This is a genomic window from Flavobacterium sp. AC267 (assembly GCF_979258715.1).
This window is the reverse complement of record NZ_OZ409875.1, coordinates 4,917,255-4,940,683: the sequence shown is the minus strand read 5'-3', so window position 1 is coordinate 4,940,683 and position 23,429 is coordinate 4,917,255. Positions and strand designations below refer to the sequence as shown.

Below are 23,429 nucleotides of genomic sequence, written 5' to 3'. Positions count from 1 at the left end.
TGTAATTCGTGGCAAAAAAAAAGCGCCCGATAATTCGGGCGCTTTTAGTTAAAAATATATTTTTAGTTTTTCTCAATCCATTTTCTGGCATTGATAAAAGCTTCGTGCCAAGGTGTAAACTCGTCATCTCTATCTTTTGGATAATGTGCCCAGTTCCATTGGAAAGTCGAACGCTCAATATGAGGCATTGTAACCAAATGTCTTCCTGTTTTATCGCAAAGCATTGCTACATCATAATGAGAACCATTTGGATTTGCAGGATATCCTTCGTAAGCATATTTAGAAACAATGTTATAGTTTTCTTCTCCCATTGGTAAATTGAATTTACCTTCTCCGTGAGAAACCCAAACTCCTAATGTAGTTCCAGCTAATGTCGATAACATAACCGAATTGTTTTCCTGAATCTTCACAGAAGTAAAAATACTTTCGTGTTTCTGGCTGTCATTATGAAGCATTTTTCCGTGAACTTCATGCTCTGGATTAATTACCTCCAATTCCATAAACAACTGGCATCCGTTACAAATTCCAACAGATAAAGTATCTTCTCTTTTGAAGAAATTATCCAAGGCTGTTTTTGCTTTTTCATTGTATAAAAATGCTCCAGCCCAACCTTTAGCAGAACCTAAAACGTCAGAGTTAGAGAATCCTCCGACAGCACCAATAAACTGAATATCTTCCAATGTTTCACGGCCAGAAATTAAATCTGTCATGTGTACGTCTTTAACGTCAAATCCTGCCAAATACATTGCATTTGCCATTTCGCGCTCAGAATTACTTCCTTTTTCACGAATAATAGCGGCTTTTGGTCTTGGTTTTGAAGCATCGATTACAGGAGCTTTACCAGTAAAGTGAGCTGGGAAAGTATAATTTAAAGCCTGATTTTTATAATTTTCAAAACGTGCTTTTGCAGTTCCGTTTTTAGATTGTTTTTGATCTAATAAATAAGAAGTTTCAAACCAAATGTCTCTGTATTCTGCAATATCCAAATTATAAATTCCAAATTCCAAACTTGATTTGCTTTGAACAGAACCAATTTTAAAGAATTCAATATTATTTGCACTTAATTTAGCTTCAACAGTCGCATCAGATTTTGCTTGGAAAACGATTCCGATGTTTTCAGCGAAAAGGATTTTCAATAAGTCTTTTTCCGCAAAAGCGCTGAAATCAATTTTTGCTCCAAGATTCACATCAGCAAAACACAATTCTAATAAAGTAGTAATTAATCCACCGCTTCCAATATCGTGACCTGCTAAAATTTGGCTTTCGCCGATTAATTCCTGAATCGTATTAAAAGCATTTTTGAAGAACTTCGCATCTTTTATAGTAGAAGTTTCGTTTCCGATTGTATTTCTAATTTGTGCAAAAGAAGAACCTCCTAATTTGAAATCATCCTGAGACAAATTGATATAATAAATAGATTCTCCGTTTTTCTGTAAAACAGGCTCAACTACTTTTCTAATATCTGTACAATTTCCTCCAGCCGAAATAATAACCGTTCCCGGTGCAATTACTTCGTCGTTTGGATATTTTTGTTTCATCGAAAGTGAATCTTTTCCTGTTGGAATATTGATTCCCAATTCGATTGCAAATTCTGAACAACCTTCAACAGCGACATATAAACGAGCATCTTCACCTTCATTTTTACAAGCCCACATCCAGTTTGCAGACAATGAAATGCCGCCTAAACCATCTTTAATTGGCGCCCAAACAATGTTTGATAACGATTCGGCAATAGCATTTCTGCTTCCTGCAACCGGATCAATCAAAGCGACAATAGGAGCGTGGCCAATAGAAGTCGCAATTCCTTCTTTACCTAAATAATCCAAAGCCATAACGCCGACATTATTCAAAGGCAATTGTAACGGACCTGCGTTTTGCTGTTTTGCTACTTTTCCGCCCACACAACGGTCTACTTTGTTTGTTAACCAGTCTTTTGAGGCAACAGCTTCTAGACGTAAAACATCTTTTAAATAACTTTCGAAATCATCAGCTGAATAAGAAACGGTCGCATATTTTCTGTCGATAGTTTTGTCATTCATAACCGTTTTTGGAGAACTTCCGAAGAAATCTTCTAAAGCGTAATCCATCGGTTTTGAACCATTTGATTTCGATTGAAAAGTAAAACGGTGATCTCCCGTTACATCTCCAACCTGATACATTGGCGAACGCTCTCTGTCGGCAATTCTTTGTAATGTATCGATATCTTTTTGACCAATAACCAATCCCATTCTTTCCTGAGATTCGTTACCAATAATTTCTTTTGCAGAAAGAGTTGGGTCTCCAACAGGTAATTTATCTAAATCGATTAAACCTCCAGTTTCTTCAACCAATTCAGAAAGACAGTTTAAGTGTCCTCCAGCTCCGTGATCGTGAATAGAAACAATTGGGTTATGATCGCTTTCTACCAAACCACGAATGGCGTTTGCGAGCACGTTTTTGCATTTCAGGATTTGAACGCTGAATAGCATTTAATTCTATTCCTGAACCAAAAGCTCCAGTATCTGCAGACGAAACCGCAAGCACCGCCCATTCCAATTCTATAATTTTCTCCTCCAAGAATTACGATTTTGTCGCCTTCTTGTGGTTTTTGTTTGATAGATTGATCTAGTTTTCCGTAACCAATTCCTCCCGCCTGCATGATCACTTTATCGTAACCAATTTTACGGTCGTTTTCTTGATGTTCGAAAGTTAAAACAGAACCTGTAATTAAAGGCTGACCAAATTTATTTCCAAAATCAGAAGCCCCGTTTGAAGCTTTGATCAAAATATCCATTGGTGTTTGGTACAACCATTTTCTTTCCTCAACAGCATTTTCCCATTTTCTGTCGTTGTTTAAACGAGAATAAGATGTCATGTAAACAGCAGTTCCAGCCAATGGCAATGAACCTTGACCACCTGCAAGACGGTCACGAATTTCTCCTCCAGAACCAGTTGCGGCTCCGTTGAAAGGTTCCACTGTTGTTGGGAAGTTGTGTGTTTCTGCTTTTAATGAAATAACAGAATCAAATTCTTTTATTTCGTAATAATCAGGTTTGTCAGCTGTTTTTGGTGCAAATTGTCGCACTTTTGGTCCTTTTACAAAAGCAACATTGTCTTTGTAAGCAGACACAATATCGTTAGGATTTTCCTGAGATGTTTTTTTGATTAATTTGAAAAGAGAAGTTTCCTTTTCTTCACCGTCAATAACAAAAGTTCCGTTGAAAATTTTGTGACGGCAGTGTTCTGAATTTGCTTGTGAGAAAGCAAAGATTTCAGAATCCGTTAATTTTCTTCCTAGTTTTGAAGCAAGATTATTTAAATATTCTACTTCTTCTTCGCTTAAAGCTAAACCTTCAACTTTGTTGTAAGCTCGCAATATCATCAATTTCCAGAATTGGCTCTGGCTGAATGTTGATAGTGAAGATTTCTTGATCTAATTCATTGAATTTTTGGAAAAGCATAGGATCAAAATCATTGAATTCAGCCATTGCTGGATGAAATTCTTCAATTCTGATAATACCTGAAACACCCATGTTTTGAGTGATTTCTACAGCGTTTGTACTCCAAGGTGTAATCATTGTAGCGCGTGGACCAACAAAAAAACCCGTCAATGCGGATTTTTCGATCTTATGCGAGTCGGCAAAAAGCCAATTTAATTTTGAAATGTCTTGAGCTGAAATTTCGTTTTCCGTTTGTACGGCAAAAACAGTTTTGCTTTGGTTTTCAAAGAAATGGATCATTTTGTGTGTTTGTTGTATTGAGGTACAAATTTAATGTAAATAAATAGTAAGCGCAAATTTGGAAACCATCTCTTTTCAAAAAAAATGAAATTGCTTTTTTCTTGCATTTTTTCTACCAAAAAGACGCAGAATCAATAGTTTTTGAACTTTTGTAAAATTTAAAGATTTACTAAAAAAATATAGAACCTAATAATCTGCTATATTGCTATTAGACCGGAAAAAAAATAAAATTTAAATATTGAATTAAGGTTTTGAATTTTAAATCTTCCTAAAAACCATTCTGCAAAATTTACGAAATGAAATCATCAATAGGAAATGTATTTTTAAAGAATTTCTTCTGTAAATATGACAAAACATCAAAAAAAGGTTGTCTTTTAATTACTTTTTTAAAGCAAAATGACCTGTATGTATTTTACCGTTGCTTAACTCGACAGTAAACCAATAATCATCAGCAGGCAGACTGATTATTGTTAAAAGTTCCATCCCAACTATCATAACTATTTTTTAATTCTTTCAATAAGCGCCCATAACGGTCAAATATTTTAGCGACTAAATAAGGTTCATCATTGGTAAAAAGCAACTGCCAATTATCGTTATAACCATCGCCATTTGGGGTGAAAACTTTTGGATATTTTATTGAATAAGCATATCCAATATCAGTACCACATCCATTTTTATCTTTTACGTAGACCGTTTGTCTGCCTTGAAAATTGCCAATGAACACATTATTGTCTTGGTAATTCTCTCCATCAATAGAATATTCAAAATCACCATTCTGAGAAGTGAAAACAGTAATTTTACTTATCTCATTGTTTATTTCTTCTGAAGTAACGTTTTTTATTTCGGCAGTTTTTGCTGCTGTAACTTCAAACTCTTTTATTGAAGTGCAACTTAAATCTTCATGCTTTTGAGTTACTTTTAAAGTATATTTTCCAATTTGTGAAATCAAAATTTTTGAATCAGTGCTTCCATCAGACCATAGATATTCGTCATAACCTAAATCTGCTTGGATAGATATACTTTTTCCGTCACAAATACTGTAAGTGTCCTTAAGCGTGATTGAGGGAGAAGTAATTAAGCTTAGTTTTAATTTTGTCGCTTTGTAACACGAACCATTACTGATTCTAAAGAAAAAAATGTTTTCTCCTAAAGCTAAGTCATAGTTTGTTCCATTGGTAATTTGATCAGCTGATAATTCGTTTTCGGCTCCATTCAAACTCTTGTAAATTTTATGAGTGTAGTTTCCTGAGCCTGTTAAAAGTAGGTTTTTATAATCGTCTAAATTTGTTCTTTGAGTTCCATCATTCAATTCGTCACAAATAAGTTCTTCATAATTTTGAGTTGGTAAATCTGTAACGATCGAAACAGTAACTTCTAAACGATCCCTGCTTTCGCACCCATTTAAAGTTTGAGAAGCATAATATGATTTTCCATCAATTAATGAGGAAGTTGCGGAAACAAGAGCTCCATTTGTGGGTTGGTCATACCATTTTATATTAGTGCCAGTGATAAAAATGGAGTTTAAAGTGCTGTTTTGTGAGATGCAGAAACTTTGATTTTGTAGACCTTGAGGAGAAAGTGTTTCTTGAATGTTTACTAGAATTTCAGTTCTTTCACTTTCACAGCCACTAAGAATTTGGGCAAGATAATATTTAGTTCCATTTACGAGCAATGTATTTGCAGGTAAAGAAGTTCCAGCTGTTAAAGCCGTATACCATTTTAAGTTTAAGCCAACTTGTAAGGCAATATCGTTTAAAGTTTTATTTTCTTGAATACAAAATTGCTGAGGCGAGTTTATTGCCGGTGATGCATCTAACATATCTGTGTAAGTAGCGACTACATCTTTTATTGAAGCCCAATTGGAGTTAGAATATGCTACATTGTCGACGGCAATACATTTTAAATCAGGATTTTGAAGGAATGAACAATAGAGAAAAAAGCTAACATCAAAATTGGTGTTAAAACCGTTTTTCAAATTTAAAGAGGTTAAACGATTGTCTTTACAGCTAAATTGTTTTAAGGCAATATTTTTAGTAGCATCTAATTCTGTTAGATAATTGGTGTCACAGCGAAAATAAACAAGTTTGGTGTTTTTTGAAATATCTAAAGTTTTTAAGCCATTAGAAGAACAATAAATTTGAACTAAATTTATGTTGTTTGAAACATCTAAATTATTTAACGGATTACGGCTTGTTATTAAAGTTCTTAAATTGATGTTTTTTGAAAGATCAATACTAGTCATTTCATTTGTATCACACTCTATGGTATGTAATTTCAAATTGTTAGAAAAATCGACAAAAGTGAGCTTGTTCTCATGACACCATACACTTTCTAAATTGACGTTTTTTGAAATGTTTAAACTTGTTAATTTATTTATTTGACATTCTAAGTTCTTTAAAGCAATGTTTTTAGAGAAATCTAAGGTGGTCAAATTGTTTTGATCACACCAAAAGTATTCTAATGCTACGAAATCTTCAATTCCTGTTAAATCAGAGATGTTTGCATATCCAACATCTAAAAAAGTGATAGTGCTTATTCTTGAAGTTAGAACTTTTCCGTCTATACGACCAGAGTCAAATCCTCTATCAATTAATCTTTGTTCAAAATTTTTATCTGGTATTGTGGTATATTGGGCTTGTACTATAAGGGTAATAAGAAATAGTATGGATAAGAATAATTTTTTCAGCATAATTGGAGATTCTTTTTTATAAAAAGAAGATTACTTAAAGAGATTTATTATTTTTTTACAATATCGTTACTTCGGAAAATCTTGACTCTGATAAGCACCCAAATCGGGAGGAGAAGTTCTCGTAACTCCTAAAATATCCAACGGAACGATATATGCCTGATTCCCTTTCGCGAAAGCAGTAGAGGTTTTATCGATATTGAATTTATTCTGAGCTGTATTATAGAAATTCGGATTTTCGTTTAAGATAATCTGATTATAATGTTGTGTATCCGTTTTAAATTGATAATCAGGATTTGTAGTGCTTCCAAATTTTAATAAGCAATTGTTTAGCTGATAAACGAACGCGAGCATTTGTGCTTTTATTCAAATTGAATTCATTAAAATTTGAACCGTAAATAATGCAATTATTGAAAGTGGCATTGGTAAGCGCATTTGTTTCTGGAGTTTTACCGCTTAAACTATTACTTAAAGTAACAGCAAAATGCGAAGGATTTGACCAATTATTGTTAAAAGTACAATGCGTAAAAGTATAATTACCGCCGTAAACGCAGGATAAACTTGCAATGCCTGCATAATTGATTACGATGTTCTCGGCAATAATATGAGTGTTTTCGGCTAAAATTCCGTATTCGACACAATTGTAAAGCTGTGTATTTTTAATTTCAACGGTATTCGACGGATTCTGAAAATCTAAACCAATAACTGCATTTTTTAAAGTTAGATGATTAATGGAGTGATTGGCGCTTCCGTTAGAAAAAATAACCGATTTCCATTGTCCAGGAATATCTGAATACAACGATTCTAAGCGATCTCCTTCAAAAATAACTTCATTTTCTAGTTTGTCAGTTTTTGAAGCTGTTCCATTAATTTGAAGCGAAGCATTATTACCAACATATAAACCAGAATTAGCGTGAAAGTGAACTCTCGCTCCCGCGTCAAAAATTACAGTTTTGTCTTCAGGTATTCCGGCGTATCCATAAATTACGTACGGTTTTTGATTGTTGAAGATTAGTTCGTTTCCGTTTACGGCATCATTTTCACTTAAATAAAATCCGTCCACATCTTTACCGTCAATTTTGATTTTTTCTTTTGTTCCGTCTGCATTTTGGTTTGGATATAAAAAAACAGCATCTTGAATCAGTGTTACCAAAGCAACTTCCTGAAGATTGGCGCCGCTGTCGAACTGGATTTCATCGGTATATAAAAAATCTGTCGGATCAGCGTCTGTAATATCTGCGGTTGTTTCTATAAAAATATACAAACTGTCTTTTGCTAAAAGCGTAACATCTTTGAATATCTTTCCGTTAGTTCCAGACATTCCGTCAACCGTCATTCGGTATTTTGAGTTTAAACCTTTTTTAAACTGTACAGTTGGAATTGAAATGTCGTTTTTACTTTGGTTGTAAACTTTTAACTGATAAGTGCTTGAACCAATGTTTTTAAAAACAGTATCCAAATATACGGTGTCTCTTGAAAACTTTAAATCTCCAGAACTGGCAACGGTATCAAAGTCAGTTCTACACGAACTAAAAGCTAGAATTATTCCGAAGATAAAAAGTATAAAGTATTGACGCATTGCTGTTTTTTTTACTGCAGAATAAAGGTTTTTTTTTGCCACGAATTTCTCAAATTTTCTCAAATTAAATTCGCGGAAATTAATGTAATTGGTGGCTATGTTTTTAAAATCCTTTAAATCCTTTCAATCTGTGGCAAAAAAAATAATCTTCGGCCAAAGATTTACATCGTATTGTTTTTTTGTAAAAATAACAAAAAACTTACATGTTTAAGATTGATTTTTAATTTTAGTCCCGAAATTTCGGGACCGATTTTTAGATTTATGTCTTATCTTTCTTTAATTTTACGATTTTAAAGTTTATTTTAATGAATTACACAAAAGAGCAGATTTTAGCGCGATGCAATGAGTTTACCAAAAACACGTTGATGGAAACGCTTAAAATAGAATATATCGATGCCGGAGAAGATTTTTTAACTGCAAAAATGCCTGTAAATCCAAGTGTTCACCAGCCAATGGGACTGTTACACGGCGACGCTTCTGTAGCTTTGGCGGAAAGTGTTGGCAGTCTTGCTTCTTTCTTTTTTATTGATCCGAAAGAGCAGGAGGTAAGAGGTATTGAAATTTCTGCAAATCACCTTAAAAGTATTCGAGAAGGTTATGTTTTTGGTACAGCCAGAATTATTCACAAAGGCAGAACGGTTCATTTGTGGGAAATTAAAATTACAGATGAAGCTGGAAATTTGATTTCGCTTTGCAAATTGACGAATATGGTTTTGGATAGAAAGAAAAGGGAATAAATTATGAATCCATTTTTCTTAAGAATTAAAAATCATAAAGAACAAAACTTACCTTTTGTACTTTATTCAAAACCCAATACTACAGATCTTGTTGGGATTTTACAACAAAACAATAATTTATACAACGTTTCTGATTACAGCGAGAAAGGATTTGTTTTTGCTTCTTTTGATGAAAAACAACTGATTTTAATTCCTGAAAACGAATCGGAAATTATTACTGCCGAAAAAGAAACAACTTCATTTGAAGCTATAGAAATTGACGATTTGAGTTTTGATCCTGAAGCTAAATTTCAATATGAATATTTAGTTGCACAGGGAATTCAGGCAATTAAAAACGAAGAATTCAAAAAAGTGGTTTTATCAAGAAGTGAAGAAGTGCATTTGTCTGAATTTGATTTCCTTGAAACTTTTCAGCATTTGGTGCAGTTATATCCTGCGACTTTTTGTTATTGTTTCTTTCATCCAAAAATCGGACTTTGGATGGGTGCAACGCCAGAAAAACTGCTGAAAGCAAATGGAAATGTTTTTGAAACCATGGCTTTGGCGGGAACGCAGAAAGATAATTTGCAGACTGAAATTGTCTGGCGACAAAAAGAAAAAGATGAACAACAGTATGTAACTGACTTTATTGTAAAACGTCTTCGCGAATTTGCCGCTTCGGTTGTTGTTTCTGAACCCTATAGTTTAAAAGCGGGATCGATCTGGCATATTAAAACAGATATTTCGGGAGTTTTAAATGATAATTCTACTTTAGAAGAAGTTGTTGATACCTTGCATCCGACACCAGCAGTGTGTGGTCTGCCGAAGAAAAAAGCAAAAGCATTTATCATCGAAAAAGAAAATTACGATAGAACTTTTTACACTGGATTTCTGGGCGAGCTAAACATGAGTTTTTCTGGAGCTAATGCAAGTTCTGATTTATTCGTAAATTTACGAAGCATGCAGATTCAGGAAAATAAAGCGATTCTATATATGGGATGCGGTGTTACAAAAGAAAGTATTCCAGAAAAAGAATGGGAGGAAAGCGTCAATAAATCAATGACGATGAAAAGAGTATTGAAAATAACTTAAAAATATGTTTACAGTCGCAGTCTCAGTTTTCAGTTTTACTGATACTGAATACTGATACTGTAAACTGTGACTTAAATATAGATAATGAAACTAGACATATTAGCCTTTGGTGCGCATCCAGACGATGTAGAATTGGGTTGTGCGGGAACTATTTTAAAAGAAGTATCACTTGGAAAAAAAGTGGGTATTGTTGATTTAACGCGCGACGAATTAGGAACGCGTGGAACTGCCGAAATTAGAGATCAGGAAGCAAAAGATGCGGCAAAGATTTTAGGAGTTGTGGTGCGCGAAAATTTAGCTATGCGTGATGGCTTTTTTACGAATGATGAAAAACATCAATTAGAGGTCATTAAAATGATTCGAAAATATAAACCTGAAATTGTTTTGTGTAATGCCATTGATGATCGTCATATCGATCATGGAAAAGGCGACAAGTTAGTTTCTGACGCTTGTTTTTTATCGGGTTTAATGAAAATCGAAACATCGATTGATGGAGAGAGCCAAGAAGCTTGGAGACCGAAAGTGGTATATCATTATATTCAGTGGAAAAACATCACTCCAGACTTTGTTGTGGATATTACAGGATTTGAGAATAAAAAGGTAGAAGCGATTTCGGCATATAAGACACAATTTTACGATCCGAATTCTAAAGAACCTGCAACACCAATTACAAGTAAGAACTTCTTTGAGAGTTTAAATTACCGTGCGCAGGACTTAGGAAGGTTAGTGGGGAAGGATTTTGCCGAAGGATTTACAGTTGAAAGGTGTTTGGCAGTCAATAGCTTAGAAAATTTGTTGTAAATTTTTCATTTTTTTCTTTGTAGAACTCAACCTTTGTTCTATATTTGCACTCGCTAAGCAAAAATGGTGGTTGTAGCTCAGCTGGTTAGAGTAGCGGTTTGTGGTGTCGCGGGTCGCCGGTTCGAACCCGGTCAGCCACCCAGATTCAAAGCCTTGAAGAAATTCAAGGCTTTTTTTGTTTTTATAACTTTGGGGAAATTCCAAAACCCAAATTCCAAATTCCAAATTCCAAAACCCAAATTCCAAAATCTAAAATTCCAAAATCCGAAATCCGAACCCCAATTCCAAATTCCAATTTTATTATAAGTTGTGGTTTTATCCTTGTGAGGTATAATAGGCTTTAATTATTGATTCGGGAATTGATAATTTTATAATGATTTTGATTGTGGAGTTTCTAGTGTGATCCTACCTTGCGCCAGGATGAAAAATATTGCGAAGGCTTTGCGGGTAACTTTGTCAAAATTTCAAACTTTGACAAAGTTAGTGTGTATTTGGAATTTGGATTTTTTCTAATTTGGAATTTATAAAAAAAGCACAACCGTTAGGTTGTGCTTTTCTGGTGGTTAATATATTTGGTTTATGTATTATCGAATTTCCTCAAATGTAGTTCCTTGTTTAATATCGTCGCTTTTAAAGCCTTTTTTAAACCAGTACATTCTTTGTTCTGAAGTTCCGTGTGTAAAAGAATCGGGAACCACGTGACCTTGCATTTTACTTTGTATGGCATCGTCTCCAACTGCATTTGCGGCACTTAAAGCTTCATCAATATCTCCAGTATCTAAATTTTCTTGATTGTAATGTGCCCAAACCCCAGCATAAAAATCGGCTTGCAGTTCTAAGGCTACTGATAATTTATTGGCTTGCGCTTCACTTTTTCCTTCTTGTTCCTGACGCATCTTTGCAGACGTTCCCAGTAAGGTTTGAATATGGTGGCCTATTTCGTGCGCAATAACATAAGCAATGGCAAAATCACCGCCTTTAGCACCAAATTTTGTTTTTAATTCTTCAAAAAAAGCTAGATCCATATAGACTTTACGATCTCCAGGACAATAAAACGGACCAGATGCTGATGATGCGCCGCCACATGCCGTTTGTACAGAGCCTTTAAAAAGAACCAATTTTGGTTTTTCGTATGTCATGCCATGTTCAGCGAAAATTTTGCTCCAAATGTCTTCGTTATCGGCTAAAATAACTTTTACAAAATTCCCCATTTCTTCATCTTCCTTGCTTAAAGGAGTCAGCGCTTCGGTTTGTTGAGATTGTCCGCCTTGCATTTGTTCTAGAATTGGTGCTATTTGCTGTCCAGTTTCTCCGCCAAATACGTTAAGTAATAAAATAATTATACCAATAACACCGCCGCCGGCGATTACTTTTCCGCCAGATAAACCTCTTCTGTCTTCTACATTATCACTTTGTCTTCTACCGAGCCATTTCATATTGAATTCTTTTTAAACTTATTATAAATTTAGTTGTACGAATTTATATATTTTTTATGATAAATTTCACAATTGAATCAGGAATGTTTTAAAAAATATTTAGTTAGTTTTTAGTCCCAGTTTAAAAGTTTAGAAGTGAAAACTGTGACTGGTGACTGAGACTGAAAGTGAAAACTAAAAATCACCCAAGCCATTTAATTAATGTTTCTTCAACCGTTCCTTTCATGATTGGTTTAGAGATATAATCATCCATTCCGGCAGAAATACATTTGTTTCTTTCGTCTTTTTCTGCTCCGGCCGTGACTGCAATTATCGGAATATCTCTTCCGTTTTTGGTGTTCCGAATGGCTTTTGTAGTTTCATAACCATTCATAATAGGCATTTGAATATCCATAAAAACAATAGTTGGATTTATTTTTTCAAATTGCTGAATCGCTTCATATCCATTTTCACATTCACAGATATAAGCATTGTTATAAAGGTTTTTAATTATTGTTTTTAGAAGCGGCATGTTTACTTTGTTGTCTTCAACAATCAAAAACGTAATTTCGTTATCGTTTGGTTTGTTGTCATCGGTATCCAATTCAATATTTAAACTTTTAAGTTCAGCGTTATATTTATCGCTAATGCTTTGGTTGCTCGTTTTTAGGTTTAAATCAAAGAAGAAAGTACTTCCTTCATTAATATTACTTTCAAGCTGTAAACGACTTTCCATTAAAGCAAGGAGTTGGTTTGAAATGGTTAGACCTAATCCTGTTCCTCCAAACTTTCTCGTTGTAGAACTATCTTCTTGTGAAAATGCTTTAAAAATTTTCTTCTGGTTCTTTTCAAGAATACCAATTCCGGTATCGACTACAGCAAAACGAATTAGACAATTATTATTTTTCTTTTTTTCTAAGACGGAGACGTTTAATTTTATAGAACCTTCAGTGGTAAACTTCACCGCATTTGAAAGAAGATTAATCAAGATTTGTTTAATTCTCACAATATCTGTCCAAATGTATTTAGGGACATCGGGATCAATATTCAGTTCAAGTTCCAGATTTTTTTGATTGGATTCGTAAACAATTAAATCGAAAACCTGTCCTAATACTTTTTTGATATCATAAAGATCTATAAACAGCTCTAGTTTTCCGGCTTCGATTTTGGAGAAATCCAGAATGTCATTTATAATTTCAAGCAGTGAATGTGCCGATTGATTAATCGTTGTCATGTATTTTTCCTGAATTTCTTCAAGATCAGTTTTCATCAATAAATGGGTAAAACCAATGATTCCGTTAAGCGGTGTTCTAATTTCGTGGGACATATTGGCCAAGAAATCAGACTTAGATTTATTTGTTGCTTCCGCTAATTGTTTGGCTTTTATAGCGTCTTCAATTTCTTTTTTTGTTTGTAATGTCAAAATAAATACCACCGACAAACTCGATTTCATCATCTCTTTTAATTACATCTCCAAACTCTTCAACCCAAATATATTCGCCAGATTTTCGCTTAATTCTATAAACGTTATGCAAAGGCATTCCTTTTTGTAGATTGTCGATTTGGTTGTTTATAACTTCTTCTTTATCATCGTGATGAATAAGAGACAGGAATGATAAATTGTTTTCTATAAATTCAGATTTTGAATATCCCGTTAAATTTAAAACTTCGTCATTCAGGAATATTTTAGTAGAAAAAGCATCAAATTTCGATAAATAAACCGTTCCGGGAATGTTGTTAGCAATTAGTTTGAATTTTTCCTCACTTTCCAGGATTTTAGTTTCATTTCGGTTTCTTTCTAATGCAGAAGAAATGTTGTTGGCCAATACCTGAAAGATATTAATTTCATCTTCAGACCATTTTTTTTCTTTCATACAATCATCGAAACCAATAAAACCTGTAAACAGATCATTGATATAAAGCGGCAGGATTAGAATCGATTTTATTTCGTTATTTATCAAAAGCGTTTTGAAAAATCCCTCTTCAAGTTTTCTGGTAAATGTATTTAAGATTTTTCTTTGCTGTCGTCGCCTCATAAATCTCTTTTAAATTTTCTTCGGTCATGTGGCGCGCTGACGTAATTTGATGTTCAATTCCTTCCCGAGACCATTTGTATTTTTGGCTGACGGTGTTGTAAATCGGATCTTTTTCGTAGTAATACATATGATCTACTTTGGCGACTTTTCCAATAATATCATACGTTTCCTGAAACATTTGATGCGTTGTTTTACTCAACAAGAATTTTTCTGTACAAAGCGAAAGTGCAGACAAAAGCTGACTTTTAAATTCTAGTTTCCTTTCGGCTTCCAAACGCATTTGTGACGAAATAGCAAGCGAAATTACATCAGAAATTGTTCTAGCGTAATTGATGTCCTCATTGTCCCATTCGCGTTTTCTTTCGGTACTTTCAAAGCACACAACGCCGGCCAATTGTCCTGTAAAAAAAATAGGAACATCAAGCATTGACTTGATATTATTCTTGGTAAAATATAATTTTTCAAATTCAGATGTTTCTAATTTATTGAACACATCCGGCGCGTTGATAATTGCTTTATTGCTTAAAGTTTCAAAATAAATAGGATACGATTCTTTATTTAAAATGTTTTTGTCGTTTAAGTTTTGGTTGTCCAGACTATAAAGATTTTTGCAGGTGATAAGATCTTTGTGGTATTTCCAAAAACTTACGCGATTGGCATTGCTGACTTCTGCGACTTCTTTAATAATTAAATCAATAATTGTATTTAGTTTATCGTATTTACTAAAATCTGTGGTTGATAATTTTTTGGTCGAATTATTATAGGATTCAATTTTTTTAAGACGCCTTTTTTTCTCATTTTCGATACTCTTTTTCTCTGTAATATCTCTTGCAATTCCAGAGAATCCAGTTGTTAATCCTAAGTCATTTCTGCGGACAATAATTTTTTGAGAAATCCATATTTCTTCTCCGTTTTTCTTCAAAATAGGAATTTCAATTATGGGGTAATTATTCTCGTTAAGAACTAAATTTTCATAAAAATCAACGGCGCTTTTGATATAATTTTCGTGAATGAAATTGGAATAATGTTTCTGAATAATTTCTTTTTTTGAATAACCCAAAATGGAAAACCCAAATTCATTTATGAAAGTAAAATATCCTTCGGCATCAATTTCAAAAATAATATCGGTTGCAGTCTGGATAAGATTTTTATATTGATCCTGAACAATAATCTGCTCTGTAACATCCTGACCAATACTGATAATTAAATCATCGGAGAATTTTTTGTCTTTCCATTGTATGTATTTAAACTCTCCATTACTGCTTTTTAATTTTCTAATGTAAAGTTTATTTTCTTGGTTTTTGAGCGGATCCAGTTTTTCCAGAAATTCAGAATCCTGCGTTAATTCCCAGAATTTTAATCCCATTACTTCTTCTGGCTGATAACCCAAAATAGAAGTTACAGTTTCAGTCGCAGAATAAAATTTCGCCTTTTTGATTGGAAGCAATTGTAAGTGAATTTCCTTTATGAACAATTTCACTTGCAAACCTAAAATTGTCACGATTATTTAATAAAACAGCATATTTTACTTGATTGATTATGAAAATCAGTATACAGAAATTAATCAGTAAAATGGAAGATTTTATAGGAATCAGCTGAAAAGTTACAGTTGTAATTAAAAACAAAAAAGTCAGCGCTACAAAAAGCCAGTAGATTTTTATTGGTTTAAGAATTCCGTACGAAAAGAAAAAGGAGATTAAGAAAACAATTATCGGAACAACATCATTAGAAAGTGAAACGATATTGAATGCTACATAAGCCATGTAAATGAAAAAGCAACAAATAAAAATCTGCTGAATCTTATCTCGAAGCCATTTTATCTTATTGGTTATCGCGTAAATAAGAAGTACAGAAATACCAATTGAAACATTTACCAATAAAAGGCTTTTAGGCCTGATTTTGAATATTTCGTTAATAATTTCTATTACAATAACAGCAATACCAAAAAATAAAATATAAAGCTGATATTCTTTACTAATGGTCTCTTGTTCTTTTTTCTTTTCGATGAAATAACCAATTTTAGCTTTAATTTTAAAAAACTGGTAAACTAACAGCGAAAGAAAGGCAAAGAGCGATAATCCTAATACAATAAGTTTAGGATTGTTGTAGAAAATAATATCCGTATTAGAGACATACCATCCGGTCATAATTGATTCCATGATATTCCCAATGCTGGAAATTCCTGCAATAACCGATTTAGAAATACTATAGTATACGACCATAGAATTTGGGTATGTTGGTTTAGTAAACAGCCTTTTGATAATTCTTAAAAGAAGTGGTTAGGTTCTATTATTTTTAAGAATTATCTATTTTAATCTACATTCGATTGTCCAATTGAATCAATTGAATCCTCGTCTTCTTCTATGCCAAAAATTGCAAAATAAGTTGCATAAATCATCGAGCTGTTAAAAACTACAGTAAATATTATTCCCACGCAAGCACGCGAAAATACCTATCAATGAGCCGATAAAACCTAAGATAAAAAAGGCAAATATGTTAAGCGGATTTTTAGTAACAATAATTATACTTGATTTTATAGCGTCTACTGCATTCAAATTTCCGAAAATAATTAACGGAATCGACAAGTACATGAAATACGATACCATGAACGAAATTACATTTCCAACATACAATATATCGTAACTATCTACAAGATTGGAAAGCGCAGTTCCTATAAGTGAGGGAATAAAAGCCACTACGAAAAGCTGGGCCAGATATCTTCCTTTGTAATAGGTGAAAATTGTCGAGACATTAAATTCAACATCTCTATCTGCACAATCGGCCATTTTTAGAAAACCTGCACTAAAAGGAGCTATTATTCCTGCTATTGCAGAAACAGAAACAGTTTGTATTACAAGTTCTAAGCCTGTAAACTTCTGGTTGCTAAATTCTGTTATGAAATCTCTAGTAAGGCTTTCTACTCCAAAATAAGCAATCAGAACACCCATGTAAACCATAAGCGCGATTATAGAGAAGACTAATATGATAAGTCCAGAATAAAGCGCTATTTTTTTATAGTTTTCAAACGCGTGATTGAAAACGTTAGAAAAATCAAGGGAATAGCCATTTTTTTTAATGTCCTCAATTTGGGCAAGTGTAGATTTCATTTTTGATTGTAAAATTGTTTTATAGACTTCAAGTATTTGATAATATCTTGACGTAAATATAATATTTTTAATCAATTCCGTATAAAAATCTACAAAACATTCAGGACAGTTTTTAACGAATTTAAAGCCAGTCTAAAATTCTTTTAAGGGAGGCTAATTTGTCTTTGTAAGGCGCATAACGCATAGGTAAATCAAGCCAATTGCCTTTTTTTACAATTGCTTTATGATGAGAAAAGGTATCAAAGCTGAGCTGGCCGTGGTATGCACCGATTCCGCTATGTCCGACACCTCCAAAAGGAAGTCTTTTGTTAGAAAAGTGAACGACTGTATCGTTAATGCGACCACCTCCAAAAGAGTATTTTTTAATCAATTTTTTAACAAACGAATTATTTTCACTAAAAATATAAAATGAAAGAGGTTTCTCATAACGGCTGACTACTTTTTCAATGTCGTTTTCGTTTTCATAAACAAGAATTGGCAGTATTGGGCCAAAGATTTCTTCTTTCATAACCGGACTGTCCAAATCTGGTTCTTCTAATAAAGTTGGAGCAATGTACAGTTTATTAGCATCACTTTCACCGCCAAACAAAACATTTTCGTTCTGGATCATATTGGTCAAACGATACCAGTTTTTGGTATTGATGATACGCGCAAAATCTGGAGATTTGTCTATTTTTTTTCCGTACGCCTTAATGATTTCTTCAATTAAATAGGTAATAAAATTGACCTTCATGTTTTTTTGAATCATGATATAATCTGGAGCAATACAGGTTTGTCCTGCATTTATAAATTTCCCCCAGACGATTCTTTTTTGCGACCAGTTTTAAATCTGCAGTTTCATCAACAATACAAGGATTTTTCCCACCTAATTCTAGTGTTACGGGAGTTAGATTTTCAGCGATGGCTTTTGCAACGATTTTACCAACAGAAACGCTTCCAGTAAAAAAGATATAATCCCAGCGCTGTGCTAATAATTTATTAGAAACTTCAACACCGCCTTCAAATACTTCCACATGATTGATGTGAAATGTTTTTTCTATAATTTTTGCAATTACGGCAGAAGTGTGCGGCGTAAGTTCGGAAGGTTTTAAAGTAACTCTGTTTCCCGCGACTACAGCGACGATTAATGGACATAAAGCTAATTGAAAAGGATAGTTCCACGGAGCAATGATCAATACATTTCCGTAAGGTTCTTTGTATATATGATCAGTAGAAGGGAAGTTGAGCGACGAAGGAAAAACACGTTTGGGTTTTGCCCATTTACTAATGTTTTTAATCACGGCTTTAAGATCCGAAATAACATAATTGGTTTCTGTAACAACAGCCTCAAACTCTGGTTTTTTAAAGTCATCGTATAACGCTTTGATAATTAAATCTTCGCTTTTCTGAATGTTATACAATAACTTTTTCAGCGTTTCTTTTCGATACCCGATGTCACTTTTATAATCCATTTTTTCGATCAGCTTGTTTTTAGTCTATGCAAGTTAATCGATATAAATTTAAAAAATAAGAATTAAATCATAAAAATCATACAGCATTCCAAATCGCATCATCTGGTGTTGGAGCAATAATTGTAATGTTTTCTTTAGAAACTGGATGTACAAAAGTCAGCTTTCTGGCATGTAGATGAATGCCTCCATCTGGATTGCTTCTGTCTGCTCCGTATTTTAAATCGCCTTTTATTGATGAACCAATAGCAGACAATTGCGCTCTAATTTGATGATGACGCCCTGTATGTAAATTGATTTCCAGCGCTGTATAATTTTGAAGTTCTTTGATAATTGTATAATCTAAACTTGCTAGTTTACTGTCTGGAACTTCTTTTAAATGTGCTTTTGAAGTATTGTTTTTTTCGTTTCTTTTTAAATAATGAACCAATTTAGCAGTGACTTCTTTTGGTTTATTTTTTACAACAGCCCAATAGGTTTTTTTAGTTTCACGATTACTGAAAAGTTCATTCATTCGTGTTAGAGCTTTGCTTGTTCTGGCAAAGACGACAATTCCAGTTGTAGGACGATCCAAACGATGAATTACACCCAGAAAAACATCTCCAGGTTTGTTGTATTTATTTTTGATGTATTCTTTTACAACATCAGACAAAGGTTTGTCTCCCGTTTTATCTCCCTGCACAATATCACCTACGCGTTTGTTAACCACGATGATGTGGTTATCTTCGTGTAAAACTTGGAGATTATCTTTATTAGAAACTACTTTCAAAATAGATTTTAGATTATAGAATTACTGATTTTGAGAAATTTGCTAAAGCCCTTGTAGTGGATTAAAAATAGACCTCCAGCTAAAAGCTGGAGGCAATTCATAAACCTTTGAACCTTTGTAGCTTTGAACCTTTGCGACTAAAAAACTTAGCACCTCAGACCCTTAGCACCTTAGGACCTTTGAAAAAATTAATATTGTTCGCTAGAATTCGGAAAATCACTAGACTTCACGTCTGCTCGCATATTGACCAATTGCTTGTGTCATTTGCTCGTAAAGATTTAAGTAACGACGCAAGAAACGCGGACTAAATTCATTATTCATTCCTAACATGTCATGAATAACCAAAACCTGCCCGTCAACACCATCGCCGGCTCCAATTCCAATTACCGGAATCGAAATACTGTCGGCTACTTTTTTAGCTAGATCTGCTGGAATTTTTTCAAGTACAACTCCAAAACATCCAATTTTTTCCAACATTTGAGCATCCTCAATTAACTTTTCAGCTTCTTCTTCTTCCTTTGCGCGAACGCTGTAAGTTCCAAATTTATAGATCGATTGAGGTGTTAAACCCAAATGTCCCATTACTGGAATTCCTGCGTGTAATATTTTTTTGATTGATTCTTTAATTTCTTTTCCGCCTTCTAATTTAACTGCGTGTCCGCCGCTTTCTTTCATTATTCTGATAGAAGAGCGCAACGCTTCTTTAGGATCCGATTGGTAGCTTCCGAAAGGTAAATCTACTACAACCAAAGCTCTTTCGACAGCACGAACTACAGACGAAGCGTGATAGATCATTTGATCTAGCGTAATTGGAAGTGTCGTTTCGTGACCCGCCATAACATTTGATGCCGAATCACCAACTAAAATTACATCGACACCTGCAGTGTCAACAATTTTCGCCATTGTATAATCATACGCGGTAAGCATAGAGATCTTTTCTCCATTGCTTTTCATTTCAATTAATGACTTTGTTGTGATTCTTTTATAATCTTTCTTTGCTACTGACATTTTGTTGTTTTTTTGATATTGTAAAAGTATTGAATAATTGTAAATTGGGAATCAGCAATAATAGAATATTTCGACAGAAAATAGTTTCCCGTCTCTAAATTCTAATCTAAACTGACTGTCTTCCATTATGAGAGAATATTTATGCGGCGATTTTAGAGAAGCTTCAATATAAGTTCCATATTTTTCAATGAAAGCTTTTTCAGTAAGCTGATGATCTAAAACTGCATTTTGATTGATTATGAATTTGTTGTTTTCGTTGATGAAAACTTTAATAATTTCTGCTTTGTTTTGCTTTTCATCTACAGAAACTTCCAAATCTGGATAGTAATAAAATAAGTCACTTATGTAAAGGTCGCATTCGTCTGAAATACGGTTTTTTTTAGGCGGATTTCCAAAAGTTTTTACCAAATCGGTTTGTGATATGTAAACTGATTTTGTTTTAAAACCTTTAAGGGAATAATACGATTTTTGTGTAAAAGCAATAATCTGTTCGATTTGTTTATGATTGGATAAACCTTTGGCTAAAGCCATATTCAATTCGGTTTCAGCAATTAATTTTGGGTCGTTTATTTGTTTGACAACTTCAGAATATCTTTGATAAGCAGGAACTAATGTAGAATAATCGCTGTTCCAGGCCATTTCGACAATTCTTTCGCTTAGTGTTTTGCGTTCAGAAATAGCATTAATGTCAAGTTTATCGAAATCTTTTAAAAGCGTATCAAAATTTGGTCTCACACCAAGAAATTTCCGCAAAGTATATTTTACATATTCCTCGTTAAAATTGCCGTTAATATTTACCCATTCCTCTGGATTTACTGGTAAATAATTTACAGGAACGGCATCACCCATAAAAAGGATTTCTCTAATTTTTGCATTTTTATCGGGCAACGCTCTGGCTTTAAGACCTGCGACTATAATAAAAAGATGGTTTCCGCCGTAATAAGCATCGCCGCCTGCTAATATTGGGTTTTGAGGATCCTTAGTTTTTACATCCTTGGCATTAAGCCTTGTGGTAATATATTTATCCTCAATAAATCCTTCATTAAAATTATCGGCTTGTACTTTTCGCCAGCCATTTTGATTTTCACCCAGTAAACGAACTTCAGCTCCATATTTAAAATAGCCTAAAAAATCGGCAGAAGAATTTGGTGCTGTATATAATCTCGTATCAGAAATCAGAAAATAACGTTCTTGAGAATGCAGTAAAACTGAGCAGAAAAAGAATAAAAAGTAAAGTTTTTTCATGAAGTGAATTTTGGTTTTGTACCACAGATTAAAAAGATTTTTACAGATTTTTTATTTTTTTTTACGCAGATTTATTATTCTAAATTTAAAATAAAATCTGCCTAATCTGCTAAATCTGAGTGAAAAATAATTTTGATCCTTTTAATCTTTAGCAAAAAAAACATTTTAACAATCAGCCATATTTACAGCAATTGCAAGTCCTCCTTCTGAGGTTTCTTTATATTTTGAATTCATATCTTTTGCCGTTTCCCACATTGTGTTAATTACTTTATCCAAAGGAACTTTAGCATTTTTTGAATCAGTTTCCAAAGCAAGTTCTGCGGCATTTATCGCTTTTATCGCTCCCATCGTATTTCTTTCAATACAAGGAATCTGAACCAAGCCGCCAATAGGATCACAGGTTAAACCAAGATGATGTTCCATTGCAATTTCAGTCGCCATTAAAACCTGCGCAGGACTTCCGCCCATTAATTCGCAGAGCAGCTGCTGTCGCCATTGAAGACGAAACACCAATTTCTGCCTGACAACCGCCCATTGCTCGCCGAAATCGTAGATCCTTTTTTGAAAATACTGCCAATTTCGCCCGCAACCATTAAAAATTGCTTGATTTCTTTTTCGCCCGCATTATGATTTTCAATTACCAGATAATACATTAAAACCGCTGGAATTACACCCGAACTTCCGTTTGTAGGTGCCGTAACAACTCGGCCTAAAGACGCATTTACTTCATTCACGGCAAGTGCAAAACAACTTACCCATTTTAGAATCTGGCGAAATTTAACTTCGGTTTTTCTAATTTCTTCCAGCCAGCTTTGCGGATCAGTATAATTAGATAATCCGATAAGGTTTTGGTGCATATCAAAAGCTCTTCTGCGAACGTTAAGTCCGCCTGGAAGTATTCCTTCAGAATGACAGCCAATATACATGCATTCGAGCATCGTATTCCAAATACGCATTAATTCTGAATGCACTTCGGCTTCAGGGCGCATCGAAATTTCATTTTCATATACAATTTCAGAAATCAATTTATTTTCAGAAATAGTATAATTCAACAACTCAGCTGCATTTTGAACAGGATAAGGAAAAGCACATTTGATAACTTCTTTCAGCTTGGCATTTGTGCGTTCTTCTTTGACTACAAAACCTCCTCCGATAGAATAAAAAGTAGATTCATATTCGGAATTATCTCCTTTATAAGCAGTAAATTTTAATCCATTTGCATGGAAAGGAAGAAAATCTTTATTGAAAACAATGTCTTGAAGAAAATAAAACGGAATCTTTTTTTGGTTTCCCAAATTGATTTCATTTGTCGTTTCGATTTTTTTGATAATTCCAGCAATGTCTTCAACCGGAATATATTCGGGATCTTGACCGCTCAATCCGAGCATTACTGCTAAATCTGTTGCGTGCCCTTTTCCTGTCAAAGAAAGAGAACCGTATAAATCGACTTTTACTCTTGTAATATCTTCTAAAATTGCTTCGTCTTTCAACTCTTCCAGAAAGCGTTCCGCAAGACGCCAAGGTCCCAAAGTGTGTGAGCTTGAAGGGCCAACGCCAATTTTAAGCATATCAAAAACAGAGATACATTCTTCCATTGTTCAATTTTTGTTAAGACAAAGATAATTGAATAATGCAATGATGATTTATTTTTGAATGTTAATCTTGCGTATTTGTTAAAATAAATATTAAATATTAATAATTCGGCAACGAAATAAATTTAAATCCTTAATATGCAGTTTTCGTAGAAAGTTCGTGTTTTTTAGGTATTTTTGTAGTAAATCAAGCTGTAAAAAACAGCACGATCCTTT

15 protein-coding genes, 1 tRNA gene and 4 pseudogenes are annotated in these 23,429 nt (G+C 33.7%); 4 read left to right on the top strand and 16 right to left on the bottom strand.

Annotated features, from left to right (window positions below):
* Nucleotides 1–62: 62 nt before the first annotated feature.
* The 5 genes and pseudogenes from purL to ACZZ95_RS26225 form a co-directional block, all read right to left on the bottom strand.
* The gene (gene purL, locus ACZZ95_RS26245) at nucleotides 63–2,432 is read right to left on the bottom strand and encodes a phosphoribosylformylglycinamidine synthase (protein WP_463471340.1); all 2,370 of its coding nucleotides are present in this window, start codon (nucleotides 2,430–2,432) and stop codon (nucleotides 63–65) included.
* A gap of 11 nt (nucleotides 2,433–2,443) precedes the next feature.
* A complete protein-coding gene (locus ACZZ95_RS26240; protein WP_463471339.1) occupies nucleotides 2,444–3,355 on the bottom strand; it encodes a hypothetical protein in 912 nt (303 codons plus the stop codon).
* The gene (locus ACZZ95_RS26235) at nucleotides 3,333–3,719 is read right to left on the bottom strand and encodes a hypothetical protein (RefSeq protein ID WP_463471338.1); all 387 of its coding nucleotides are present in this window, start codon (nucleotides 3,717–3,719) and stop codon (nucleotides 3,333–3,335) included. Before ACZZ95_RS26235 ends, ACZZ95_RS26240 begins: the two co-directional genes overlap by 23 nt.
* A 448-nt stretch (nucleotides 3,720–4,167) precedes the next feature.
* Entirely contained in the window at nucleotides 4,168–6,408 is a 2,241-nt protein-coding gene (locus tag ACZZ95_RS26230; protein WP_463471337.1) for an Ig-like domain-containing protein, read from the bottom strand.
* Nucleotides 6,409–6,474: 66 nt separating this feature from the next.
* Nucleotides 6,475–7,984 (bottom strand): annotated as a pseudogene (locus ACZZ95_RS26225) (hypothetical protein).
* A 305-nt stretch (nucleotides 7,985–8,289) separates the two neighbouring features.
* Between ACZZ95_RS26225 and ACZZ95_RS26220 the strand changes: the two are divergent.
* From ACZZ95_RS26220 to ACZZ95_RS26205, 4 genes are all read left to right on the top strand, one after another.
* Nucleotides 8,290–8,721, top strand: a complete 432-nt coding sequence (locus tag ACZZ95_RS26220; protein WP_463471336.1) for a PaaI family thioesterase — start codon at nucleotides 8,290–8,292, stop codon at nucleotides 8,719–8,721.
* A 3-nt stretch (nucleotides 8,722–8,724) separates the two neighbouring features.
* Nucleotides 8,725–9,792, top strand: a complete 1,068-nt coding sequence (locus tag ACZZ95_RS26215) for a chorismate-binding protein (protein WP_463471335.1) — start codon at nucleotides 8,725–8,727, stop codon at nucleotides 9,790–9,792.
* A gap of 84 nt (nucleotides 9,793–9,876) precedes the next feature.
* Complete coding sequence (bshB1, locus tag ACZZ95_RS26210; protein WP_463471334.1) at nucleotides 9,877–10,593, top strand: bacillithiol biosynthesis deacetylase BshB1; 717 nt, start codon at nucleotides 9,877–9,879, stop codon at nucleotides 10,591–10,593.
* 66 nt (nucleotides 10,594–10,659) lie between these two features.
* Nucleotides 10,660–10,733, top strand: a tRNA-His gene (locus ACZZ95_RS26205).
* Between the two features lie 444 nt (nucleotides 10,734–11,177).
* Here ACZZ95_RS26205 and ypfJ read toward each other — a convergent pair.
* The 11 genes and pseudogenes from ypfJ to ACZZ95_RS26150 all read right to left on the bottom strand — a co-directional run bounded on the left by ypfJ (nucleotide 11,178) and on the right by ACZZ95_RS26150 (nucleotide 23,216).
* On the bottom strand, nucleotides 11,178–12,029 hold the full coding sequence (gene ypfJ / locus ACZZ95_RS26200; RefSeq protein WP_463471333.1) for a KPN_02809 family neutral zinc metallopeptidase: 852 nt from the start codon (nucleotides 12,027–12,029) through the stop codon (nucleotides 11,178–11,180).
* A gap of 181 nt (nucleotides 12,030–12,210) precedes the next feature.
* Nucleotides 12,211–13,431: a response regulator gene (locus ACZZ95_RS26195; RefSeq protein ID WP_463471332.1), complete on the bottom strand. Its 1,221-nt coding sequence runs from the start codon at nucleotides 13,429–13,431 to the stop codon at nucleotides 12,211–12,213.
* Nucleotides 13,403–13,969: a PAS domain-containing protein gene (locus tag ACZZ95_RS26190; RefSeq protein ID WP_463471331.1), complete on the bottom strand. Its 567-nt coding sequence runs from the start codon at nucleotides 13,967–13,969 to the stop codon at nucleotides 13,403–13,405. Before ACZZ95_RS26190 ends, ACZZ95_RS26195 begins: the two co-directional genes overlap by 29 nt.
* 22 nt (nucleotides 13,970–13,991) lie before the next feature.
* Nucleotides 13,992–15,491, bottom strand: a complete 1,500-nt coding sequence (locus tag ACZZ95_RS26185; protein WP_463471330.1) for a PAS domain S-box protein — start codon at nucleotides 15,489–15,491, stop codon at nucleotides 13,992–13,994.
* Nucleotides 15,451–16,266: a hypothetical protein gene (locus tag ACZZ95_RS26180; RefSeq protein WP_463471329.1), complete on the bottom strand. Its 816-nt coding sequence runs from the start codon at nucleotides 16,264–16,266 to the stop codon at nucleotides 15,451–15,453. The genes ACZZ95_RS26185 and ACZZ95_RS26180 overlap by 41 nt, the downstream gene beginning before the upstream one ends.
* Nucleotides 16,267–16,449: 183 nt before the next feature.
* Nucleotides 16,450–17,151, bottom strand: a complete 702-nt coding sequence (locus ACZZ95_RS26175; protein WP_463471328.1) for a hypothetical protein — start codon at nucleotides 17,149–17,151, stop codon at nucleotides 16,450–16,452.
* 121 nt (nucleotides 17,152–17,272) lie between these two features.
* Nucleotides 17,273–18,602: pseudogene (locus ACZZ95_RS26170) on the bottom strand (aldehyde dehydrogenase).
* Nucleotides 18,603–18,678: 76 nt separating this feature from the next.
* Complete coding sequence (locus ACZZ95_RS26165) at nucleotides 18,679–19,368, bottom strand: RluA family pseudouridine synthase (protein WP_463471327.1); 690 nt, start codon at nucleotides 19,366–19,368, stop codon at nucleotides 18,679–18,681.
* A gap of 188 nt (nucleotides 19,369–19,556) precedes the next feature.
* Nucleotides 19,557–20,376 (bottom strand): annotated as a pseudogene (gene panB, locus ACZZ95_RS26160) (3-methyl-2-oxobutanoate hydroxymethyltransferase).
* A gap of 51 nt (nucleotides 20,377–20,427) precedes the next feature.
* Nucleotides 20,428–21,621, bottom strand: a complete 1,194-nt coding sequence (locus ACZZ95_RS26155; protein ID WP_463471326.1) for an SH3 domain-containing protein — start codon at nucleotides 21,619–21,621, stop codon at nucleotides 20,428–20,430.
* Nucleotides 21,622–21,786: 165 nt separating this feature from the next.
* Nucleotides 21,787–23,216 (bottom strand): annotated as a pseudogene (locus ACZZ95_RS26150) (L-serine ammonia-lyase).
* Nucleotides 23,217–23,429: the final 213 nt, after the last annotated feature.